At 69.7% G+C, this 20,373-nt stretch carries 21 protein-coding genes; 15 read left to right on the forward strand and 6 right to left on the reverse strand.

Features of this window, described 5'->3' with window-relative positions; translation table 11 throughout:
- The first annotated feature begins 9 nt into the window (after positions 1-9).
- Together AC07EJ_RS08170 and nudC are read left to right on the forward strand one after the other, a co-directional pair.
- Complete coding sequence (locus AC07EJ_RS08170) at positions 10-1,431, forward strand: dipeptidase (RefSeq protein WP_389478586.1); 1,422 nt, start codon at positions 10-12, stop codon at positions 1,429-1,431.
- 85 nt (positions 1,432-1,516) lie between these two features.
- Positions 1,517-2,467: an NAD(+) diphosphatase gene (nudC, locus tag AC07EJ_RS08175; protein WP_362903820.1), complete on the forward strand. Its 951-nt coding sequence runs from the start codon at positions 1,517-1,519 to the stop codon at positions 2,465-2,467.
- A gap of 189 nt (positions 2,468-2,656) precedes the next feature.
- Here nudC and AC07EJ_RS08180 read toward each other — a convergent pair whose 3' ends face one another.
- Complete coding sequence (locus tag AC07EJ_RS08180) at positions 2,657-2,920, reverse strand: glutaredoxin domain-containing protein (protein WP_116510243.1); 264 nt, start codon at positions 2,918-2,920, stop codon at positions 2,657-2,659.
- Between the two features lie 230 nt (positions 2,921-3,150).
- On the opposite strand from AC07EJ_RS08180, the gene AC07EJ_RS08185 reads away from it, so the two are divergent.
- The 5 genes from AC07EJ_RS08185 (at position 3,151) to AC07EJ_RS08205 (ending at position 7,015) form a co-directional block, all read left to right on the forward strand.
- Positions 3,151-5,370, forward strand: coding sequence for an ATP-dependent DNA helicase UvrD2 (locus AC07EJ_RS08185; RefSeq protein ID WP_389478587.1), 2,220 nt, complete (start codon positions 3,151-3,153; stop codon positions 5,368-5,370).
- A 163-nt stretch (positions 5,371-5,533) separates the two neighbouring features.
- Entirely contained in the window at positions 5,534-5,857 is a 324-nt protein-coding gene (locus AC07EJ_RS08190; protein ID WP_389478588.1) for a hypothetical protein, read from the forward strand.
- A gap of 170 nt (positions 5,858-6,027) precedes the next feature.
- Entirely contained in the window at positions 6,028-6,396 is a 369-nt protein-coding gene (locus tag AC07EJ_RS08195; RefSeq protein WP_116510238.1) for a WhiB family transcriptional regulator, read from the forward strand.
- The gene (locus AC07EJ_RS08200) at positions 6,393-6,716 is read left to right on the forward strand and encodes a hypothetical protein (protein ID WP_326774205.1); all 324 of its coding nucleotides are present in this window, start codon (positions 6,393-6,395) and stop codon (positions 6,714-6,716) included. Before AC07EJ_RS08195 ends, AC07EJ_RS08200 begins: the two co-directional genes overlap by 4 nt.
- 86 nt (positions 6,717-6,802) lie before the next feature.
- The gene (locus tag AC07EJ_RS08205) at positions 6,803-7,015 is read left to right on the forward strand and encodes a hypothetical protein (RefSeq protein ID WP_389478589.1); all 213 of its coding nucleotides are present in this window, start codon (positions 6,803-6,805) and stop codon (positions 7,013-7,015) included.
- Positions 7,016-7,089: 74 nt separating this feature from the next.
- Here AC07EJ_RS08205 and AC07EJ_RS08210 read toward each other — a convergent pair whose 3' ends face one another.
- Entirely contained in the window at positions 7,090-8,595 is a 1,506-nt protein-coding gene (locus AC07EJ_RS08210; protein ID WP_393584582.1) for an ABC1 kinase family protein, read from the reverse strand.
- A gap of 41 nt (positions 8,596-8,636) precedes the next feature.
- Positions 8,637-9,836, reverse strand: coding sequence for a ThiF family adenylyltransferase (locus tag AC07EJ_RS08215; RefSeq protein WP_478883966.1), 1,200 nt, complete (start codon positions 9,834-9,836; stop codon positions 8,637-8,639).
- A gap of 329 nt (positions 9,837-10,165) precedes the next feature.
- On the opposite strand from AC07EJ_RS08215, the gene AC07EJ_RS08220 reads away from it, so the two are divergent.
- The 4 genes from AC07EJ_RS08220 to AC07EJ_RS08235 all read left to right on the forward strand — a co-directional run bounded on the left by AC07EJ_RS08220 (position 10,166) and on the right by AC07EJ_RS08235 (position 14,145).
- On the forward strand, positions 10,166-10,762 hold the full coding sequence (locus AC07EJ_RS08220) for a M48 metallopeptidase family protein (protein ID WP_389478592.1): 597 nt from the start codon (positions 10,166-10,168) through the stop codon (positions 10,760-10,762).
- 218 nt (positions 10,763-10,980) lie between these two features.
- Positions 10,981-12,681, forward strand: a complete 1,701-nt coding sequence (locus AC07EJ_RS08225; RefSeq protein WP_478883967.1) for a TerD family protein — start codon at positions 10,981-10,983, stop codon at positions 12,679-12,681.
- Between the two features lie 11 nt (positions 12,682-12,692).
- Complete coding sequence (locus AC07EJ_RS08230) at positions 12,693-13,373, forward strand: AIM24 family protein (protein ID WP_100596677.1); 681 nt, start codon at positions 12,693-12,695, stop codon at positions 13,371-13,373.
- A gap of 16 nt (positions 13,374-13,389) precedes the next feature.
- On the forward strand, positions 13,390-14,145 hold the full coding sequence (locus tag AC07EJ_RS08235; RefSeq protein WP_389478594.1) for an AIM24 family protein: 756 nt from the start codon (positions 13,390-13,392) through the stop codon (positions 14,143-14,145).
- A gap of 93 nt (positions 14,146-14,238) precedes the next feature.
- On the opposite strand, the gene AC07EJ_RS08240 is transcribed toward AC07EJ_RS08235, so the two are convergent.
- Both AC07EJ_RS08240 and AC07EJ_RS08245 read right to left on the reverse strand, forming a co-directional pair.
- Complete coding sequence (locus tag AC07EJ_RS08240) at positions 14,239-14,763, reverse strand: NUDIX hydrolase (RefSeq protein ID WP_389478595.1); 525 nt, start codon at positions 14,761-14,763, stop codon at positions 14,239-14,241.
- The gene (locus tag AC07EJ_RS08245) at positions 14,760-16,253 is read right to left on the reverse strand and encodes a zinc-dependent metalloprotease (protein ID WP_478883968.1); all 1,494 of its coding nucleotides are present in this window, start codon (positions 16,251-16,253) and stop codon (positions 14,760-14,762) included. Before AC07EJ_RS08245 ends, AC07EJ_RS08240 begins: the two co-directional genes overlap by 4 nt.
- A gap of 189 nt (positions 16,254-16,442) precedes the next feature.
- On the opposite strand from AC07EJ_RS08245, the gene AC07EJ_RS08250 reads away from it, so the two are divergent.
- From AC07EJ_RS08250 to AC07EJ_RS08265, 4 genes are all read left to right on the forward strand, one after another.
- Positions 16,443-17,555 (forward strand): SDR family oxidoreductase, encoded by a 1,113-nt coding sequence (locus AC07EJ_RS08250; protein WP_389478597.1) that lies wholly within the window; start codon positions 16,443-16,445, stop codon positions 17,553-17,555.
- Between the two features lie 120 nt (positions 17,556-17,675).
- Positions 17,676-18,140, forward strand: a complete 465-nt coding sequence (locus AC07EJ_RS08255; RefSeq protein WP_389478598.1) for a molybdenum cofactor biosynthesis protein MoaE — start codon at positions 17,676-17,678, stop codon at positions 18,138-18,140.
- Positions 18,141-18,288: 148 nt separating this feature from the next.
- Positions 18,289-18,537, forward strand: a complete 249-nt coding sequence (locus tag AC07EJ_RS08260) for a hypothetical protein (protein WP_389478666.1) — start codon at positions 18,289-18,291, stop codon at positions 18,535-18,537.
- Between the two features lie 25 nt (positions 18,538-18,562).
- Entirely contained in the window at positions 18,563-19,651 is a 1,089-nt protein-coding gene (locus AC07EJ_RS08265; RefSeq protein ID WP_389478600.1) for a YlbL family protein, read from the forward strand.
- Between the two features lie 63 nt (positions 19,652-19,714).
- On the opposite strand, the gene AC07EJ_RS08270 is transcribed toward AC07EJ_RS08265, so the two are convergent.
- Complete coding sequence (locus AC07EJ_RS08270) at positions 19,715-20,257, reverse strand: PPA1309 family protein (protein ID WP_362903847.1); 543 nt, start codon at positions 20,255-20,257, stop codon at positions 19,715-19,717.
- Positions 20,258-20,373 lie beyond the last annotated feature (116 nt).

Raw genomic sequence — 20,373 nt, forward strand, 5'->3', positions numbered from 1 at the left:
CTCGGGAACATGAGCCAGTCCATCGACAACGCTGACAACGCCGTCAGCACCGTCCGTGCGTACATCGAGACCCACCACGACGCGTTCCTCCAGGATCTCGCCGAATGGCTCCGCATCCCGTCCGTGTCGGCCCAACCCGACCACGCACCCGACGTACGCCGCAGCGCCGACTGGCTCGCCGCGAAACTGAGGGAGACCGGATTCCCGACCACCGAGATCTGGGAGACACCCGGCGCCCCCGCCGTCTTCGCCGACTGGCCCTCCGACGACCCGCACGCCCCCACCGTCCTCGTCTACGGACACCACGACGTCCAGCCCGCGGCCCGCGAGGACGGCTGGCACACCGACCCCTTCGAACCCGTCGTCATCGGAAACCGCCTCCACGCGCGCGGAGCAGCCGACGACAAGGGACAGGTGTTCTTCCACACACTCGGCGTCCGCGCCCACCTCGCCGCCACCGGCCGCACCACCCCCGCCGTCCACCTCAAGCTCCTCGTGGAGGGCGAAGAGGAATCCGGCTCCCCCCACTTCCGCGCCCTCGTCGAGCAGCACAGGGACCGCCTCACCGCAGACGCCGTGATCGTCTCCGACACCGGCATGTGGTCCGAGGACACCCCCACCGTCTGCACCGGAATGCGCGGCCTCGCCGACTGCGAGATCGAACTCCACGGCCCCGACCAGGACATCCACTCCGGATCCTTCGGCGGCGCCGTACCCAACCCGGCCACCGCCGCAGCCCGCCTCGTTGCCGCCCTCCACGACGACCAGGCGCGCGTGGCCGTCCCCGGCTTCTACGACGGCATCACCCCCCTCACCGACCGCGAACGGGAACTCTTCGCCGAGCTCCCCTTCGACGAAGCCCAATGGCTGCGCACCGCCAAGTCGCACGCCACCCACGGTGAGGCCGGCCACACCACCCTCGAACGGATCTGGGCCCGCCCCACCGCCGAGGTCAACGGCATCGGCGGCGGCTACCAAGGCCCCGGCGGCAAAACCATCGTCCCCTCCTCAGCAACGCTGAAGCTGTCCTTCCGCCTCGTCGCAGGACAGGACCCCGACCACGTCGAAAAGGCCGTCACCGACTGGGTCGCCGGGCAGCTCCCCGCCGGAATCCGCCACACCATCACCTTCGGCGCCGCCACCCGCCCCTGCCTCACCCCCCTCGACCACCCCGCACTCCAGTCCGTCGTCCGCGCCATGAACCTCGCCTTCGACCAGAAGATCCGCTTCACGCGCGAAGGAGGCTCCGGCCCCGCCGCCGACCTCCAGGACGTCCTCGACGCACCCGTCCTCTTCCTCGGCATCTCCGTCCCCTCCGACGGCTGGCACGCACCCAACGAGAAAGTCGAACTCGACCTCCTCAAAAAGGGCGTCGAAACCGCCGCCCACCTGTGGGGCGACCTCGCGGAGAACTGGCGCGATGCACACTGAGCCACCCCACCCGCCACGCCCTGCACCCGCCCAGCCGAACCGTCCCGCCGAAACACCCATTCCACCGGGGGAGTTGGAAGCACCAGTGACCACCTGGACCGACCGCACAACCGACCGTCCGCTCTCGCTCTCCGCACCCAGCGGCATCGACCGCGCCGCACACCACCGCCTCGACGAGGCCTGGCTCGCCGCAGCCTGGAGCCACCCCACCACCCGCGTCTTCGTGGTCTCCGGCGGACAGGTGCTCATCGACGAGACGCCGGACGGCGCCACCGAACTGGTCATGACCCCGTCCTTCGAAGCGCCCCTCACCGAAGCCCACCGCTACTTCCTGGGCACGGACGACGACGGCGTCAGCTACTTCGCCCTCCAGAAGGACACCCTCCCCGGCCGCATCGACCAGTCCGCGCGCCCCGCCGGCCTGCGCGAAGCCGGACTTCTCCTGTCCCCCCGGGACGCCGGCCTCATGGTGCACGCCGTCGCCCTCGAGAACTGGCAGCGACTGCACCGCTTCTGCTCCCGCTGCGGCGAACGCACCGTCATCGCCGCGGCGGGCCACATCCGCCGCTGCCAGGCCTGCGGAGCCGAGCACTACCCCCGCACCGACCCCGCAGTGATCATGCTCGTCACGGACGACGAGGACCGCGCACTCCTCGGCCGCCAGGTCCACTGGCCCGAAGGCCGCTTCTCCACCCTCGCCGGCTTCGTCGAGCCCGGAGAGTCCATCGAGCAGTCCGTCCGCCGCGAGGTCTTCGAAGAAGCCGGAGTCGTCGTCGGCCCCGACGTCGAATACGTCGCCAGCCAGCCCTGGCCGTTCCCCTCCAGCCTCATGCTCGGCTTCATGGCCCGCGCCACCTCGAACGAGATCAACGTCGACGGCGAAGAGATCCACGAAGCCCGCTGGTTCTCCCGCGAAGACCTGCGCGCCGCGTTCGAGTCCGGAGAGGTCATGCCCCCCTACGGAATCTCGATCGCCGCCCGCCTCATCGAACTCTGGTACGGCAAGCCCCTCCCCAAGCCAGGCGACGCCGTATAAGCCGCACCCTGACCTGATCCGATCTGGCCTGATCCGATCCGATCCGATCTGATCTGACCGATCTGGCGTGATCTGATATGACCTGTCCCAGGGCCTGGCCCCGGGCAGGTCAGGCACGGAATCACGTCGACGAACCAGGAATGCAGAAGACCCCCGCCGAAGCAGGGGCCGGTCTACATGAAGGAGCGATCAGGCGGCGCCACCGAGCGCCTGCTTGACCTGCGCAAGGCTCGGGTTCGTCATGACGACCTCAGCCCCACCGTTCGCCGGAACAATCTGAACCGTCGGAACCGTCTGGTTCCCGCCGTTCGCCTTCTCGACGAACGCCGCCGAATCCGGGTCGTGCTCGATGTTGACCTCGTTGTACTCGATGCCCTCGCGGTCCATCTGGCCCTTCAGCCGACGGCAGTAGCCGCACCACGTCGTGCTGTACATCGTCACAGTCCCCGGCATGTTCCTCATGCTCCTTCACGGCTCGGAATGCTTGTTCGCAATGACTCGAACGTAAGCGACCCGGCCACCATTCCCGACCCCGCCCGAGCATCCCAGCCACCGCCCACGCATGACGCCCACCACACCCACATACACCCGCAGACGTGACACGCACCGCATTAATACGACTGCACCCGCCCCCTGTGGACAACGCGACGCACCCGCCCCCACGGACCTGGCAGCATGGCGGGGTGACAGCAGCAACGCACTCCACCCTCTTCCCGCAGGTTCCGGACACGGCCGACGCGGTGCTCGACGGGCTCGACCCCGAACAGCGCGCAGTCGCCACCGCCCTGCACGGACCGGTGTGCGTCCTCGCCGGCGCAGGCACAGGCAAGACCCGCGCCATCACCCACCGCATCGCCTACGGCGTCCGCGCAGGCATCCTCCAGCCCAACAGCATCCTCGCCGTCACCTTCACCAACCGCGCAGCAGGCGAAATGCGCGGCCGCCTGCGCCACCTCGGCGCCGGCGGAGTCCAAGCCCGCACCTTCCACGCCGCCGCCCTGCGCCAGCTCCAGTTCTTCTGGCCCAAAGCAGTCGGCGGAGAGCTCCCCCGCATCGTCGACCGCAAGATCAAGCTCGTCGCCGACGCAGCCGCCGCCTGCCACATCCGCCTCGAGCGCGGCGAGCTCCGCGACGTCACGGCCGAAATCGAATGGTCCAAAGTCACCCAGACCGTCCCCGCCGACTACGCCGCAGCAGCCGCCAAAACCGGACGCCTCACCCCCCGCGACAACGCCGAGACCGCCCAGATCTACGCCACCTACGAAACCCTCAAGCGCGACCGCACCCTCATCGACTTCGAAGACGTCCTCCTGCTCACCGTCGGCATCCTCCAGGACCGCCACGACATCGCCGACCAGGTCCGCTCCCAGTACCAGCACTTCGTAGTCGACGAATACCAGGACGTCAGCCCCCTCCAACAGCGACTCCTCGAACTCTGGCTCGGTGACCGGGACAACCTCTGCGTCGTCGGCGACGCCAGCCAGACCATCTACTCCTTCACCGGCGCCACCCCCGACCACCTCCTCAACTTCCGCAACCGCCACCCCGGCGCCACCGTCGTCAAACTCGTCCGCGACTACCGCTCCACCCCCCAGGTCGTCCACCTCGCCAACACCCTCCTCTCCCACGCCCGAGGCCGCGCCGCCGAACACCGCCTCGAACTCATCTCCCAGCGGGACCGAGGACCAGAACCCGCCTACACCGACTACGCCGACGAACCCACCGAAGCCGAAGGCACCGCCCGTCGCATCCGCGCCCTCATCGACAACGGAGTCTCCGCCGGCGAAATCGCCATCCTGTTCCGCACCAACGGACAGTCCGAGATCTACGAGCAAGCCCTCGCCGACGCCGGCATCCCCTACCAGCTACGCGGCGCAGAACGCTTCTTCGAACGCGCAGAAGTACGCAAAGCCGGCCACGCCCTCCGCAGCGCCGCCCGCTTCGGAAACAACGACTCCCTCCTCGACGACGCCGTCGACCTGCCCTCCCAGGTCCGCGCCGTCCTCTCCGGCGAAGGCTGGACCAGCCAACCCCCGGACGGCTCCGGAGCCGTCCGCGAACGCTGGGAATCCCTCGCCGCCCTCGTGCGCCTCGCCGAAGACTTCGCCCGCGCCAAAACCACCGCCACCCTCACCGACCTCGTCGCCGAACTCGACGAACGCGCCGCCGCCCAGCACGCACCCACGGTCGAAGGCGTCACCCTCGCCTCCCTGCACGCCGCCAAGGGCCTCGAATGGGACGCCGTCTTCCTCGTCGGCCTTGCCGAAGGCATGATGCCGATCACGTACGCCAAGACCGACGAACAGATCGAGGAAGAACGCCGCCTCCTCTACGTCGGGGTCACCCGGGCCCGCCACCACCTCAGCCTGTCCTGGGCCCTCTCCCGCTCACCCGGCGGCCGCCCCAACCGCCGCCCCAGCCGCTTCCTCGACGGTATTCGGCCAGGCACCTCAGGAACCACAACCCGCAACACCAGCACCGGACAAGGCGGCATCGAACACGGCACACCGACGACGCCCCGCACCACGACCGGACCAGTCCGACGCCGCACCGCCCGAACGGTCGCCCGCTGCCACGTCTGCGGACGCACCCTCACCGACGCCGGCGAGATGAAGCTCATGCGCTGCGAGGACTGCCCCTCCGACATGGACGAGGGCCTCTACGAGCGACTCCGCGACTGGCGCGCCGACCAGGCACAACAGCTCGGACAGCCCGCCTTCTGCGTCTTCACCGACAAGACCCTCATCGCCATCGCCGAAGCCGTACCCGAAGACGCCGCCCAACTCGCCCGCATCCCCGGCGTCGGCATGCGCAAGCTCAACCGGTTCGGCACCGACGTCCTCACCATCTGCGCAGGTGGGGCCCCGGATGATGGCGTTGGAGGAGCCAACGAGGACGACTGATACAAACTCGTCGAAAAAATAGTTTGCGCATGCCCCAGCAATCCCCATAGGTTCTTAAGCACGGGAACAGCGCCTCTTCTCCGAGGCCCTGGTTCCGTGCTGTACTAAAGCCGTCGGACCGGTTCACACCGGTCCCAGAGACGCCGAGAGGAGGCGAATTCCAGTGATCAGCATCAACGCCAGCTTCATCAGCACCGCCAAAATGACCGATCGCTCGGTCGTCGCTTCCTGCCTGCTCGGTTTCTCGAACCTGGGCACCGGTGCGTCCGGCATTCCCGCCGCCCGTCCGGAGTCCTTCCTGTCTCTCGCCGGCCTTCCCGTCCGCGAGGGCAATGAGCGACCGACCAAGGCACCGGAAGCAGTAGCAACGGCACAGGCCCAGGCCTATGCCGCTGCGGCGGCCGGTGCCGGATCCCGGAAGCAGACGACGCACCACCACACGATGTGGGCCTTCCGTGGGCTCGAACCCTGGAGTGATCCAGCCTGATCTTCGATCAGGCCGGCGCCTTCAGGGCCGCGGAACCCCACCCGGGATCCGCGGCCCTTCTGTTTTGCCCGCACGGGACAACAGAACGAAGGGGCCTCGGGACAAGAAAAGACCCGGTACCACCGCCACCCGGCCCACAGGCCGGAACGACCAGACGAGGAAACAACACCGTGCAACTCGAAGCGCACGCCCCGTCAGTACCGCCTTCAGACACTCTCCCCCCGCCCGGTCTCACGGAGGACCCCACCTTGAACCCCCTGACTACGCTCACCGCGCTCGACGACGCCATCGAGAACCTCGGCGTACCCGTCCCCTGCCGCGCCTACGACCCCGAGGTCTTCTTCGCGGAGTCGCCGGCGGACGTCGAGTACGCCAAGTCCCTCTGCCGCACCTGCCCGCTCGTCGAGGCCTGCCTCGCCGGCGCCAAGGAGCGGCGTGAGCCCTGGGGCGTCTGGGGCGGCGAGCTGTTCGTCCAGGGCGTCGTCGTAGCCCGGAAGCGGCCGCGTGGCCGTCCGCGCAAGAACCCGGTCGCGGCATGAACGCGCGAGGAACGATCGACCGCCCCCTGACGCACGACCCCCAGAAGCAGGCCCCGATGAAGCCGTCCACCAGCGAGCCCACCGGCTCTGCGACCCCAGACTTCACCACCACCGACGCGAACGACTCGCGCCAGAACAGGACCCGAGAGATGCAACTCATCCCAGAAGCGCTGGCTCGTGCGCATATGCACGAGCGGCTGCGCTCCGCCGAGGCCGAACGCCGCGCACTGCGCCTGGCAACGGCCCGCCGGATGCAGCGCCGCGCCGAGCGCGCATCGCTGCGCGCCCGCCGCGCGCTCGCCATGGCGGTCATGCAGTGACCCACCCCGCGGGGGCCGATCCACAACGGACCGGCCCCCGCGGTGCGTTGCCCCGCACGCTCGGAAGACGGAGATATCGTCACCACGTGACGTCACTTCCCGACGGCGACTCAGCGCAGTGCCCCGAACCCGGCGCACCCGGCAGCATCGTGTGCGCCCTCTGCGGCACCACTGCCCAGGGCGCCCCGCCGACCTGGACCTACTCAGTGGAGAACGGGACCGGCCGGCACTACTGCGAACGCTGCGCCCGAGAGAACCTGAGGGCTATTGAGGGGCGGCTTGATTCGGAGTGGTGGTGAGCTTCGGCGGGACTTTCCTTGGGGGGCTTCCCTCCCCCCCCCGCCCCTCCCACCCCGCCCCGCCCCAATTTTGATCATGCCTCAGCAGTCGAGGGGACCTCGGTTGTCTCCGCGCTCGCCGCTGCTCCCGCCGTTGTCTCTTTGACTGTGGCGTCGGCTGCGCCGCCCTCGACCGTGCCGTCGGCCGCGTCGTCACTTGCGCCGCCGGCCGTGCCGTGAGCTGTGACGCCGGCGGTTTCGTCCACCGGCTCTTCGTCCCCCGCCAGGAATCCCGGTAGCCACCTCTCCAGTTCGTCCCGTAGCCGTACCGTCGCGCCGAGTTGGCACAGGACTCCGATGGTGCTGAGGGTCACGCGATGTATCAGGAGGTAGGAGGGCGGCAGGTTCAGTTGCTTGCCGAGCTGGTGGGCGGGGGAGCGCAGGTCCGCGATGCGTGCGGCCTGACTGCGCATCCAGCCGCGCGTGAACGTGAACTCGTCCACCAGGGCCGGCTCGATGATCGGCAGCAGGTAATCGAGCACCGCGTCAGGTTCGAGGTCGATCGTCTCCTTGACGAAGCCCTCTGTGCGCAGCAGTTCGTAGACCGCTTCCGCATTGCCCGCCAGGGTCATGCGTAGTGATGTGCCGATGGTTTCGGGGAGGCCGCCGGGGAGCCTGTCCACTGTGCCGAAGTCGAGGACTCCCAGTCGCCAGCCGTCTTTCCCGTCGGGCAGCAGCCGGAAGTTTCCCGGGTGCGGATCGGCGTGGAGCAGGCTGGTGCGGGCCGGGCCCGAGAACAGGAAGCGGGCAAGGAGCTGTCCCGCCCGGTCCCGCTGTTCGTCGGTGCCGTCGGTGATCACCTCGGAGAGCGGTGTTCCGTCTATCCATTCGGTGATGAGGACCTGGTCGCACTGGTGCACCACGTCGGGTACGTGTACATCGGGATCGTCTGCGAACTCCTCGGCGCAGGCCCGCTGGGCTTGCGCCTCCAGCCCGTAGTCGAGCTCCTCGGACACCCTGTCGCGCAGTTCCGTGATGAGTGGCTTGATGTCCATGCCGGGGATCAGGGGGCCGAGGAGGCGGGCGAAGCGGCCCAGCTGGTTCAGGTCGGAGAGCAGGGCCTCGCCGGCTCCCGGGTACTGCACCTTGACGGCGACCTCGCGGCCGTCGTGCCAGATGGCGCGGTGGACCTGCCCTATTGAGGCGGCTGCCGCCGGCTTGTCCTCGAACTCCAGGAAGTCCTCTCGCCATTCGTCGCCGAGCCGTTCCGCGAGGATGGCGTGGACCGTCCTGGTGGGCATCGGTGGCGCGGCTTCCTGCAGTTTGGTCAGCGCGGCGCGGTAGGGGCCCGCGACCTCTTCGGGGAGGGCGGATTCGAAGACGGACATGGCCTGCCCGAACTTCATGGCTCCGCCCTTGAGCTCGCCGAGCACCTTGAAGAGCTGGTCAGCCGTGCGCTGTTGCAGTTCCCGCCCCACGATCTCGGCCGACTTACCGCCGATGCGTTTGCCGAGGCCCCAGGTCGCGCGCCCGGCGAAGCCGAGTGGCAGCGCGGCCAGTTTGGCGGTCCGGGTTACCGCCTTCCGGGGAAGATCAGACATACGCCCCTCCAAGTCCCAGCCTGCCGTGCCGCCCGCGGCGGTTACCCGGCCATTGTGTCGTGCTGCTCTCCGCCCTCGGAGGTCTGCTCCCCCTTACTTCTCTGACCTGCTCCGCACGAGCAGTCCGGATGCGCCCATACCGGGCGGGCGTGCCAGTCGAGTCCGGGAGCCGAGGTCTCCCAGCGAGCGCCGGTGCTGGAGGGCAGTTCGCCGTCGAGGAAGGCAAGTGCGTGTGCTGCCGTGAGTCCGGCGACGGCCGTGGCGAGTGCCAGGTCGCATGCCGGTACCTGCTGTTGACGTCCGGAGCGCCATTGGGCGAGCAGCCGGGGCCAGGTGGGATCGCGGTCCGTGCGGTCCAGAGACAGGCAGCCGGCACAGGCGGTGCCGCCGGGCAGTACCAGGGGGCCCACGACTCCGGTGGCCTCGACCACTCCGGCGTAGAAGTGGGGCGTGCCCGCGGCGATGAGTTCTTCGGCGGCGAGTGGGTCGGGGGTGTGGGCGGACAGGCCGTCACGCGGAGCAATGATCGCGAGGGAGAGGGCTGGTTCCTCGGCTGAGGGCAGGGCTTGGTTCTCCGACGAGGATTGGGGTTGGGTCTGGGCCGCGGATCGGGGTGGGCCGGAGCGGCGGTCGGGGCGGGGCGGGCGGTCGGGTGCCGCCTTGCGTACAGCTCGGTGCGCGGCCGCGTCGCGGCGTTCTCCGACGGATTCGACGGGGAGCCCGCCCGGGGCGACATCCCATGGTTCGACGCAGCCTCCGTCGCGTACGTCGACGTGGCCGATGCCGGCGGCGGACAGGACTGAGGCGATGACCGTGCCGACCCGCCCGGTTCCCCGGACCTGGACGCGCATGGCGCGGCGGGCCGCCAACTTCCGTGCGCCCGCGGCGGGTTCGGGGGATTGGACGGTGAGGGCCGCCAGGTCGGGGCGGAGTCGGTCGAGGACACCTCGGCGCTTGCGTAGTGCGTCGAAGGCAGGGCCGCCGCCGGTGGCGTCGTCGAGCAGTCCGGCCCTAGTCAGCCGATGGAGCAAGGCGTCGACATGGCCGTCGGGCAGTCCCATCCGGCGGCCTTCGTCGCGCAGCAGCTCCACGCCGCGGGTTCCGTCGAGGAGGGTGAGGAAGGTGCCGGTCGCGGTGTCGACCGGGCCGAGTACGACGGCGTGGGCGGGTGCTACACCGAACTGGACGGTATTGAGGTCGCGCCAGCCGCGTCGCAGTGCCGGTTTCAGGATCGGATGCATGGCTGTCGGCGGTGAAGTGCCCATCTGTTCCCCCGTGATGTGCCTGTGCTCTCGCTCTGGTGATGGTGATCGCGATCGCGATGGCGGTGGTCAGGTTGGAGAGGTCGGTGACGTCGTGGCGTCGGTGGCGTCGGTGACGTGATCGCGGTCCGGAATTCCCGGGTGGCTTGTCGGTCGATTGCCAGGATGCACGGCGGGGAGAATCCGTGTGAAAAGTTATCCACAGGGGGTGGGCGTTAGTCGTATAAATCGCGCGGGAGGGGCGCGGGGCCGCACCGAAGACTCCCGGAGGCGGGACTTCCCCCATGTGCAGCGGGTAACGTCGGGGCGTGCCCGCCGACCCACTGCACCGTGCCACGAACACGCAGCGCAGCACGACCAGCCCGCCGCCGAGCGGCCCGAGGTCGAGCGCGGTAGAGGTCCGCCGAAGCGCCCGGCGGCGCCGAACGGTCTCCGCGTATCGCGAGGGTGACCGGACCGTCGTCCTCATCCCGGCCCGCATGTCGGACGCCGAGGAGAAGCGCTGGGTCAACGTCATGCTCGACAAGCTGGCCGCGCAGGAGAGTAAACGGGTCCTGGGGGACGCGGAGCTCGCCGAGCGGGCTGAGCGGCTGTCCGAGCAGTGCTTCGAGGGCCGGGCCCGCCCCACGTCCGTGCGCTGGGTGACGAATCAGAACACCCGCTGGGGGTCGTGCACGCCGTCCGAGGGCAGCATCCGCCTGTCGCACCGGCTGCAGGGCATGCCGGAGTACGTCGTCGACTACGTACTCGTACACGAGTTGGCGCATCTGCTGGTGCCGGGTCACGGGCCGCGGTTCTGGCGCCTGCTGGAGTCGTATCCGCGCACGGAGCGGGCGCGGGGCTATCTCGAGGGTGTCGTCGCGGCCGACCGGCTGCCGCACCTGCCTGCCGCTCGCGAAGAGTGACTGCCCAGGAGTGACGGCCCAGGTGCAGGAGTGGCGGTCCAAGAAGTCAGTCTCAATGACCTTCCATGGTCCAGGGCTGACCGTCCGTCGCCCTACGCCGATTCCGCCCGCCACGTGCCCGTTGTGTACCAGGGCTGTACCGGCTGCCGCCGCTGTCAGTGATTGCGGTTAGCCTGACGCGACGTATTCACCTTCGGGATGGGGGACGGTCGTTACGCATGGCCAGGGAATTCCAACGCGGCCACAAGGCCAGGATCAGTGACCTCACCGCGGGCACCGATCTGTACGTAGGCGTGCAGATCACGGGTCCCGGGCTGACCTTCGACATCAGCTGCTTCGGTCTTGACGCCGACGAACGGCTCTCGGACGACCGGTATTTCATCTTCTTCAATCAGCCGAAATCGCCCGAGGAGTCGATTCAGCTTCTCGGCGCGCAGGCCGGCGACAGCGAGTCGTTCCGCATCACCCTCGACCGGATCCCGGCGAACATCCAGAAGTTGTCGTTCACCGCGACGATCGACGGCGCCGGGCAGATGTCGCAGATCGCCCCCGGATACGTACGGATCGTCGCGGGTGGCGAGGAGGTGGCCCGCTATTCGTTCAACGGCACGGAGTTCTCGACCGAACGTGCCGTGATGCTGGGCGACTTCTACCTGAAGGACGTCTGGCGGTTCGCGGCCGTCGGGCAAGGGTTCGACGGCGGACTCGACGCGCTGCTGAAGAACTTCGGCGGTGAGGTCGCCGAGGAGGAGCCCGTCGCCGCGCCGCCGCAGGCCGGTGCCCCGTCGTTCGCGCCGCCCGCGCAGGCCACGGCGCCACCCGCGTTCGGCGCGCCCGCGCCCGCAGCGCCGGCGCCCGCCCCGCAGCCCGCCCAGCAGGGCTTCGCGCCGCCGCAGGGAGCCACGCCGCCGCCCGCGCCCGCTCCGGCCCCGCCGTCGGTGCACGCGGCGCCGACGATCGTCGCGCCGCTGGCCACGCCGCCCGGCACCATGCAGCCGCCGGCCGCGCCCTCTCCGCACGCGCCGCCCATCGGACAGGTGCCCGGTCAGACCGCGCCCCCGCCCCCCGGCTACGGGCAGCCGACCGCACCTCCCGGCTACGGACAGCAGCCCCACGCGCCGACCCCGCCTCCGGGCTACGGGCAGCCGACGCCGCCTCCCGGATACGGACAGCAGCCGCCCGGGCAGTTCCCGGGCCAGCAGACTGCTCCGTCGCCGTACGGGGCGCCTCAGGGTGCGCCGCAGGGCGGAGGCGCTGCCGGTGTGGCCGCGGCGCTTTCGGCGTTCCGCGAGGCGCCCACCGGTCAGCGGTGGACCCTGCAGAACAAGAAGCTGATCCGCGTCGACCTCGGCGCAGGCGGCGACCAGCCGGTGCTCGCCCGTCAGGGCAGCATGGTGCTCTACCAGGGCAAGGTCGAGTTCGGCTACAAGGGCGCGGGCTTCGCCGGCCGGATCGTGGGCAACGCGACCGGCCAGGAGATGCAGCTGATGCGCTGCACCGGCCGCGGCCAGGTCTTCCTCGCGGAGGAGGCCACGCACCTGCACCCCATCGAGCTCCAGGGCGACGCGATCTGCGTATCCGCGGAGAACGTTCTGGCGTTCGACGAGAGCCTCCAGCACGAGGTGCGGCGGATCGAGGGGCACGGCATTCCCGGCGGCGCCCTGTTCGTCATGCAGTTCCAGGGCACGGGCACGGTCGTCGTCAAGACGCACGGCACGCCCGTCGTGCTGCCCGTGACGCCGACGACGTTCGCCGACTGCAACGCGGTCGTCGCCTGGTCGGCCGCCGCGCAGGCGATCGTGTCCAGCCAGGTGCGCATGCGCTACAACGCCTACCCGGGTCACAGCGGGGAGAGCGTGAACCTCCAGTTCCGGGGTGCGCCAGGGAACTTCATCGTCGTCCAGCCGTTCGAGGTCTGAGGGAGCCCGTCATGAACCAGCCGCTCGCGGGCTACGCCCCGACCCCGGTAGCCGCCCGCATGGAGAACCACGGCGCCAACATGCTCAAGGTCGCCATGCAGACCGGCAACGACCTTCTCGCGCGCGTGGGCTCGATGGTTGCCTACGAAGGGTTCGTCCAGTACGAGCCCAACCCGCCCGCTGTCCGCCAGATCGCCCGCGACTGGATGACCGGCGAGGGCGCGCCACTGATGAAGGCCACCGGCGACGGCATCCTCTATCTCGCCGACTACGGCGCCGAGATCGTCGTCATCAACCTCGGTGGCGACTCGATCTCGGTGAACGGCACGAACCTGCTCGCTTTCGACGCGCACCTCCAGTGGGGCGTCGAGCGCGTCAAGGGCCTCGCCAAGTTCGCCGGACAGGGCCTGTGGAACATCAAGATCTCCGGGCAGGGCTATGTCGCCCTCACGTCCCGGGGTACCCCCATCGTCGTCGACTGCGGCCGCGGCGAGGACGAGACGTACGTCGACCCCGACGCGCTGATCGCCTGGTCCCCGAACCTCAAGGTGAAGGGCAAGCGCAGCTTCAAGGCCGGATCGCTCATCGGGCGCGGCAGCGGTGAGGCCTACCAGATGGGCTTCTCCGGGGAAGGCATCGTCGTCGTACAGCCCAGTGAGGACAGCACCGACCGCCTCCGAGTCCGGGGCTGAGGGGGAACGGAACACCATGCAGAGCCCGCTTTTCGCGCACTCCGAGCAGCAGACCCAGGAGCGCTACGCCGTCCAGAACCCGCAGCTGCTGCGGGTCACCCTGGAAGGCCACGACGACATCCTCGCCCGCAAGGGCGCCATGGTCGCCTACCAGGGCCTTGTCGAGTTCGACGGCGAGATCCAGACCTCCGGTCAGCGGCGCGCCCGCGCCAACACCGGTGAGGGCCTCGACCTGATGCGCTGCCATGGGCAGGGCACCGTCTACCTCGCCAACCTCGCCCAGTTCATCCACGTGGTGGAGGTCGAGCAGGACGGTCTGACCGTGGACAGCAGCTACGTCCTCGCGCTCGACTCCTCGCTCAGCTACCAGGTCGTCGCCGTCGACAGCCAGTACGGCATCTCCGGCTCCGGCAAGTACCAGCTCAACATCACCGGGCGCGGCAAGGTCGCCCTGATGACGTCGGGGCAGCCGCTCATGCTCCAGGTCACCCCGGACCGGTACGTGAACGCCGACGCGGACGCGATCGTCGCCTGGTCCAACGGCCTGCGCGTGCAGATGCAGGCCCAGACGCACTCCTCCGGAGTGTGGCGGCGCCGCGGCAACACGGGTGAGGGCTGGGAGCTCAGCTTCATGGGCCAGGGCTACGCCCTCGTGCAGCCCAGCGAGCTGCTGCCCCCGCAGAACGCGGTGATCGGCCAGGGCCTCGGCGCCCAGTACGGAATGGGCCAGCAGGGCGCCCGCGGGCAGAACCAGGGCAACGTCTGGAGCTGACCCAAAGGGTGACCATGTGTCCTGAGTGACCATGTGTCATGGGGCATGTGTAAGGGGCGGCCACCGCGGTGGCCGCCCCTTACACATGCCCGCTCACAGTCGGGCGCGCGTCGCCTCCACCAGGCGGACGACGGAGTCGTCCGCCTGGTCCGCGACCTCGTCATACGGGAACCAGCGCAGGTCGAGCGACTCGTCGCTGATGGCGGCCACCGCGTCGGCGGGAGCGAGAGCCGCGTACTGCGTGTCGAGATGCCGTGTGCACGGTCCCGGGATCGGATGCAGGTCGAGCCGCACCGGGCCGCCCGGCAGGAGTGTCAGGCCCGGGATGCCGGACTCCTCGGTCGCCTCCCGCAGCGCGGCGTCCGCGAGCGTCGGGTCACCCGGCTCGCAGTGTCCGCCCATCTGCAGCCACATCTGGAGCTTCTTGTGCAGCGTGAGCAGCACCCGCCCGCGTGGTGGGTCGATGACCAGCGCGCTCGCGGTCAGATGACCGTCCGTGCAGGCCTTCCACATGCCGTCCTCGGGATGGGCGGAGAGGTGGTCCAGGTACGCCTGCCGCAGCTCGGGCTGGCCCTCGTAGGCCTTCAGTACGAGGACCGCGTCGTCGTGCAGCGTCACTTGCCCTCGTCGTCCCTGGAGTCGTCGGAGCTGTCGGACCTGTTCTTGGGGCCGTCCTGGGAGCCGTCCGTAGGACCGTCGCTCTTCGGGCTGTCCTCCTTGGAGAGGTTCGGCTTGTCCAGGCGTCCGCTCGCGGCCTCGCCGAGCATCTTGTCGATCTCGGAGAAGTCCAGCTGTTCGCGGTGGACGAAGCCGTCCGGGTCGTCGAGGTCCGAGGCCGTCGGCAGCATGTCCGGGTGCGCCCACAGGCCGTCGCGCCCGTCCACACCGCGTGCGTCCGTCAGCGAGGCCCACAGCCGCGAGGCGTCGCGCAGGCGGCGCGGGCGCAGCTCCAGGCCGATCAGCGTGGCGAAGGTCTGCTCGGCAGGGCCACCGGTCGCCCGGCGGCGGCGCAGCGTCTCGCGGAGCGCGTCGGCCGACGACAGGCGCGGCTTCGCGGCCGCGTGGACGACGGCGTCGACCCAGCCCTCGACGAGCGCGAGAGCGGTCTCCAGGCGGGCCAGGGCGGCCTTCTGCTCCGGAGTGTCCTCCGGCTGGAACATGCCCTGCTGAAGCGCCTCCTGCAGCTGCTCCGGGTTCTGCGGGTCGAGCTGGCCTACCGCGTCCTCCAGCTTCGCCGTGTCGACCTTGATGCCGCGCGCGTACCCCTCGACCGCGCCGAACAGGTGCGAGCGCAGCCACGGCACGTGCGAGAAGAGCCGCTGGTGGGCGGCCTCGCGCAGCGCCAGGTAGAGCCGGACCTCCTCCTTGGGGATGCCGAGGTCCTTGCCGAACGCCTCGATGTTCACCGGCAGGAGCGCCGCCTTGCCGGCCGGGCCGAGCGGCAGACCGATGTCCGTCGAGCCGACGACCTCGCCCGCGAGGACGCCCACGGCCTGCCCGATCTGCGAGCCGAACATGGCGCCGCCCATGGAGCGCATCATCCCGATGAGCGGGCCGGCCATGGCCTGCATCTCCTCGGGAAGGACGTCGCCCATGGCCAGGCCGACGCGCTCGGCGACCGGGTCGACGAGCTCCTTCCACACCGGGAGGGTCGCCTCGACCCACTCGGCGCGGCTCCACGCCACCGCGGACCCGGCGCCCGACGGCAGCGACGTCGCGTCGTCGAGCCACAGGTCGGCAAGGCGCACGGCCTCCTCGACCTGCGAGCGCTCGGCGGGGCCGACGCTCGCGTCCTTGGTGCCGTCGGCGGTGCCCTGGGAGACCGTCTGACGGGCGATGTCCTTGGCCATCTCCCAGTTCACCGGGCCGCCCTCGTACGAGAGCATCTGGCCGAGCTGCTGGAAGGCGGCTCCCAGGTCATTGGGGTTCAGGGAACCGAACATCGCGGCGAACGGGTTGTCCCCGCCGCCCGCGCCGGGCAGTCCTCCGAAACCGAAGGGGTTGGCAGGTCCCTGACCGCCACCGCCCTGCTGATCCTTCTTCTTGCCCTCGTCGCCGTCGTCCGGCTCCTCCGGCGGAAGGCCGAATCCGAATGGGGTGTCACTCACGGGGTTCCTCGGCTGGTAAGGCCACCGGTTCTGTCCCGGCGGCGTTTGCCCGACTACACACCCAGCGTAGACACCGTGACGCGATAGGGCCTCGGTGCTCCGCCGACTCACGGCCTGCGGCAGGATGGATGTCTCCTGGACGTACACGTCATACACGTACGTACTGAATACAACCGCTGGAGACGCCCGGTGAGTTCCCCAGATCCACAGGTTCGCGCAGCGCGAAACCCTTCGACCAGTTCCGTGGGGCGCGGCCCCGTCGTCGCGGTCACCGGTGCCGCCTCCGGCGTCGGCGCGCTCCTCACCGAGCGCCTCGCTGCGTCCGGCGAGATCAAGCAGGTCCTGGCCATCGACGAGCGGCGCGGTGAGTGCGCGTCCGCGACCTGGCACATCCTGGACGTGCGCGACCCGGCGATCGCCGAGAAGCTGCGCGGAGCGGACGTCGTCGTACACCTCGCGCTCGACCTCGACCTGGAGACCGACCCCGCCGCCCGTACCGCGTACAACGTGCGCGGCACCCAGACGGTGCTCACCGCCGCGGCCGCCGCCGGAGTCCACCGTGTCGTCCTGTGCACCTCGGCGATGGTCTACGGAGCGCTCGAGGACAACGAACTGCCCCTTTCCGAAGATGCCGAACTGCGTGCGACCGCGGAGGCCACCGGCGTCGGCGACCTCCTGGAGGTCGAGCGACTCGCCCGCCGCGCGCCGCGCGCCCACCCCGGACTCAACGTGACAGTGGTCCGGCCCGCCACCCTCGTCGGCGGCACCGACACCGCCCTGACCAGGTACTTCGAGTCTCCGCGGCTCCTCGTCGTGGCAGGGTCCCGGCCCGCCTGGCAGTTCTGCCACGTCGAGGACCTGTGCAGCGCCCTCGAGTACGCCGTCCTGGAGAAGGTCGAAGGGGAACTCGCCGTCGGCTGCGACGGCTGGCTGGAGCAGGAGGAGGTCGAGGAGCTCAGCGGGATCCGCCGCATGGAGCTGCCTTCCGCGGTCGCCCTGGGCGCCGCGGCAAGGCTTCACCGGATCGGGCTCACGCCGTCCCCCGCCGGTGACCTCGCGTACACGATGTACCCCTGGGTGGTCAGCGTGAGCCGGCTGCACGACGCCGGCTGGCGCCCCCAGTGGACCAACGAGGAGGTCCTCGCCGAACTCCTCGAAGAGGTCTCGGGGCGGCACACCGTCGCGGGCCGCCGTCTCGGACGCAAGGACGCGACAGCGGCCGGAGCGGCCGGAGCCACCGTCGCTCTGCTCGGCGCGGCCGCGGTGGTGCGCCGGGCCCGCAAGGCCAGGCGCAGGATCTGACAGCCCGCCCCGACCGACACGCGGACCGGCCCGCCCTGTAGGAGGCTCCAAGCCACCACGCGCGCGTGCCGGTGGAAAGCTCTATTCCGTGCCGGTGGCCGCGTACGGCACGATGACCTCATGGCACGCACCACGAACGACCACCCCGGAGAGCAGTCGGCGCAGGATCCCATCCGGCTCCTCGCGATCCGAGACACGCCCTTGTCCGTGGACGAGGTGTTCCGGGCCGTCGGGGAGGACGCGGCGGGCGGCACGGCGCTGTTCGTGGGGACGGTGCGCAATCACGACGGCGGAGCCGACGTCGACGGGCTCGGGTACTCGTGCCACCCCTCCGCCGAGGACGAGATGCGGACCGTCGCCGAGAAGGTCGTCGCCCAGTTCCCGGTGCGTGCCCTCGCGGCCGTGCACCGAGTGGGCGATCTGGCGGTCGGCGACATCGCGGTCGTCGTCGCCGTTTCCTGCCCGCACCGGGGAGAGGCCTTCGAGGCCTGCCGCAAGCTGATCGACGACCTCAAGCACGAGGTGCCCATCTGGAAGCACCAGAAGTTCTCCGACGGCACCGAGGAGTGGGTCGGCGCCTGCTGACCGCCCAGAACGCCCGCCACGCTCACCGGCTTCGGCCGCACGGGGGGTTCCGGTTGCGTAACTGCACCCCTGAGGCGAGCGTTGACGCAGCGGATGGTTAATCTGCTGATCAGTCAGTTGCAGTGGCTCACGGCGTCGGAGGTCCGGCATGGCGGCACTTTTGTGGCTGCTCATTCCGCTTGTTGCAGCGGTCGGCGCCGGTCTGTGGGGCAGTTGGGCCGCACGGAACCGCAGGACCGGCGACGTGTCGGAGCTCAACGGGTACGCCCGCTTCCGCGAGGCCATGGAGCGATCGCACACCGGTACGGAAACGGATCCTCTCGACCCTCCTCTCGATCCCGAGGCGGATTCGCTGCCCGCGGTCGAGTCCCGGACGGACGCCCCAGCGGTGCACTGACAGACCGGTCCCGTACTGTCGTTCCATGCCACGCCGCACCGCGACGATGCTCGCCTCGACCCTGATGCTGATCGCGCTGCTCTGCGCGGGAGTGCTCATCAAAGTTCCGTATGCGGAGATGACCCCGGGACCGACGGTCAACACGCTCGGGGACCACGACGGCGAGCCGGTGCTCCAGATCTCCGGCCGCAAGACGTACCCGACGACCGGTCACCTCAACATGACGACGGTCCGGGTCACGAGCGCCGACTACAACATGAACCTCGTCTCGGCGGTCTACGGCTGGCTCGCGCACGACAGCATCGTCGTGCCGCACGACACGCTCTACCCCGACGGCAAGACCGAGCAGCAGTCCTCGCAGGAGAACGCCGAGGAGTTCAGCCAGTCCCAGGAGAGCGCCAAGGTCTCCGCCCTGAACGAGCTGAAGATCCCCGTGAAGTCCTGGGTGATCGTGCAGTCCGTCATCAAGGGCAGCCCCTCCGAGGGACGGCTGCACGCAGGTGACGTGATCAAGGCCGTCGACGGCGCCAAGGTCGAGAAGCCGGCCGACGTCGCGAAGCTCGTCACCAAGCACAAGCCGGGCGAGGAGGTCTCCTTCACGATCGTGCCCGTCAAGGAGGCGGCCGCCGCGGAGAAGGCGGGCAAGCAGGCCACCCGCACGCAGAACGTCACGGTCACCACGGAGAAGGCCAAGGACGGTCGCGCGATCGTCGGCATCCAGGCCGGGACCGATCACACGTTCCCGTTCGCCATCGACATCAAGCTCGCCGACGTCGGCGGACCCAGCGCCGGACTGATGTTCGCGCTCGGCATCGTGGACAAGCTGACGCCCGAGGACCTCACCGGCGGCAGGTTCGTGGCCGGCACGGGCACCATCGACGACGACGGCAAGGTCGGCCCGATCGGCGGCATCCAGATGAAGACCGTCGGCGCCCGCAGCAAGGGCGCGCGCTACTTCCTGACCCCGAAGGACAACTGCGCCGAGGCGGCCAAGGACGTCCCGGGCGGACTCACCCTCGTCAAGGTCAACACCATCGACGACGCGATGAACGCCCTCAAGGACATCCGCTCGGGCAACACCGCCGACCTGCCGAAGTGCACGGTCAAGGGGTGACAAGAGGTTCATGAGAGGGGGCGCCGCACTGTGTGCGGCGCCCCCTCTCGTGCAGTGGGGGTGCTACTCCGCGAACGTCGCCGCGAGGGCCTCGGCCAGGCCCGGGACCAGGTCCGAGCCGGTGAGGACCTCGGTGGGGGAGTCCTTCTCGCGCAGTCGCAGCGCCGACTCGCGCGCACCGTCACGCAGCACCGCGACCGTCATCCGGACCTCCTGACGGCCCGGGTGCTTCGCCACCCACCGGGCGAGCTCCGCCTCACCCAGCCCCTCAGGAACGGACGCCTCCGCGGACGGTGGCAGCATCATCCGCTCCACTGTCAGGGCGCAGCCGACGACCGCGTCGGGCCAGGCGATGGTGCCGAGGAACTCGTCGAGCGGCTTGTCGGCGGGCACCTCGTCCTGCTCGATCGGGGTGAAGGCCGCGGTCTCCTGCTCGCCGTCCAGGCCGAGCTGGGCCGCGAGGCCGGGTTCCTGGGCCCGCAGACGGGCGGTGTCGACGAGGGCGAAGAGGCGGGCGGGCTGGTCCCAGCCGAGGCCGGAGGCGTACTCGTCGATCTCGAGTACGGCCCGGGTGAGCGGGCTCGCTGCCATGGGAGTGTTGGACATGGTCACAATCCTGCCTCGTTAGTACCCGGAACCGGGAACTGAGTAAAGCGTGAGTAAGTTGCATAGGTGATGGGTCCGCGATCACGGGGGCCTGACCGATCGATTTCGAACTTTTC

This window comes from Streptomyces sp. NPDC045026 (assembly GCF_056432625.1).

Excerpts from the sequence above, each read along its gene's own strand:
- AC07EJ_RS08170 (WP_389478586.1), top strand. The coding sequence starts at position 10 with ATGAGCCAGTCCATCGACAACGCTGACAACGCCGTCAGCACCGTCCGT.
- AC07EJ_RS08180 (WP_116510243.1), bottom strand. The coding sequence starts at position 2,920 with ATGCCGGGGACTGTGACGATGTACAGCACGACGTGGTGCGGCTACTGC.
- AC07EJ_RS08200 (WP_326774205.1), top strand. The coding sequence starts at position 6,393 with ATGAACGCGCGAGGAACGATCGACCGCCCCCTGACGCACGACCCCCAG.
- AC07EJ_RS08210 (WP_393584582.1), bottom strand. The coding sequence starts at position 8,595 with ATGTCTGATCTTCCCCGGAAGGCGGTAACCCGGACCGCCAAACTGGCC.
- AC07EJ_RS08215 (WP_478883966.1), bottom strand. The coding sequence starts at position 9,836 with ATGCATCCGATCCTGAAACCGGCACTGCGACGCGGCTGGCGCGACCTC.
- AC07EJ_RS08225 (WP_478883967.1), top strand. The coding sequence starts at position 10,981 with ATGGCCAGGGAATTCCAACGCGGCCACAAGGCCAGGATCAGTGACCTC.
- AC07EJ_RS08230 (WP_100596677.1), top strand. The coding sequence starts at position 12,693 with ATGAACCAGCCGCTCGCGGGCTACGCCCCGACCCCGGTAGCCGCCCGC.
- AC07EJ_RS08235 (WP_389478594.1), top strand. The coding sequence starts at position 13,390 with ATGCAGAGCCCGCTTTTCGCGCACTCCGAGCAGCAGACCCAGGAGCGC.
- AC07EJ_RS08255 (WP_389478598.1), top strand. The coding sequence starts at position 17,676 with ATGGCACGCACCACGAACGACCACCCCGGAGAGCAGTCGGCGCAGGAT.
- AC07EJ_RS08260 (WP_389478666.1), top strand. The coding sequence starts at position 18,289 with ATGGCGGCACTTTTGTGGCTGCTCATTCCGCTTGTTGCAGCGGTCGGC.
- AC07EJ_RS08265 (WP_389478600.1), top strand. The coding sequence starts at position 18,563 with ATGCCACGCCGCACCGCGACGATGCTCGCCTCGACCCTGATGCTGATC.
- AC07EJ_RS08270 (WP_362903847.1), bottom strand. The coding sequence starts at position 20,257 with ATGTCCAACACTCCCATGGCAGCGAGCCCGCTCACCCGGGCCGTACTC.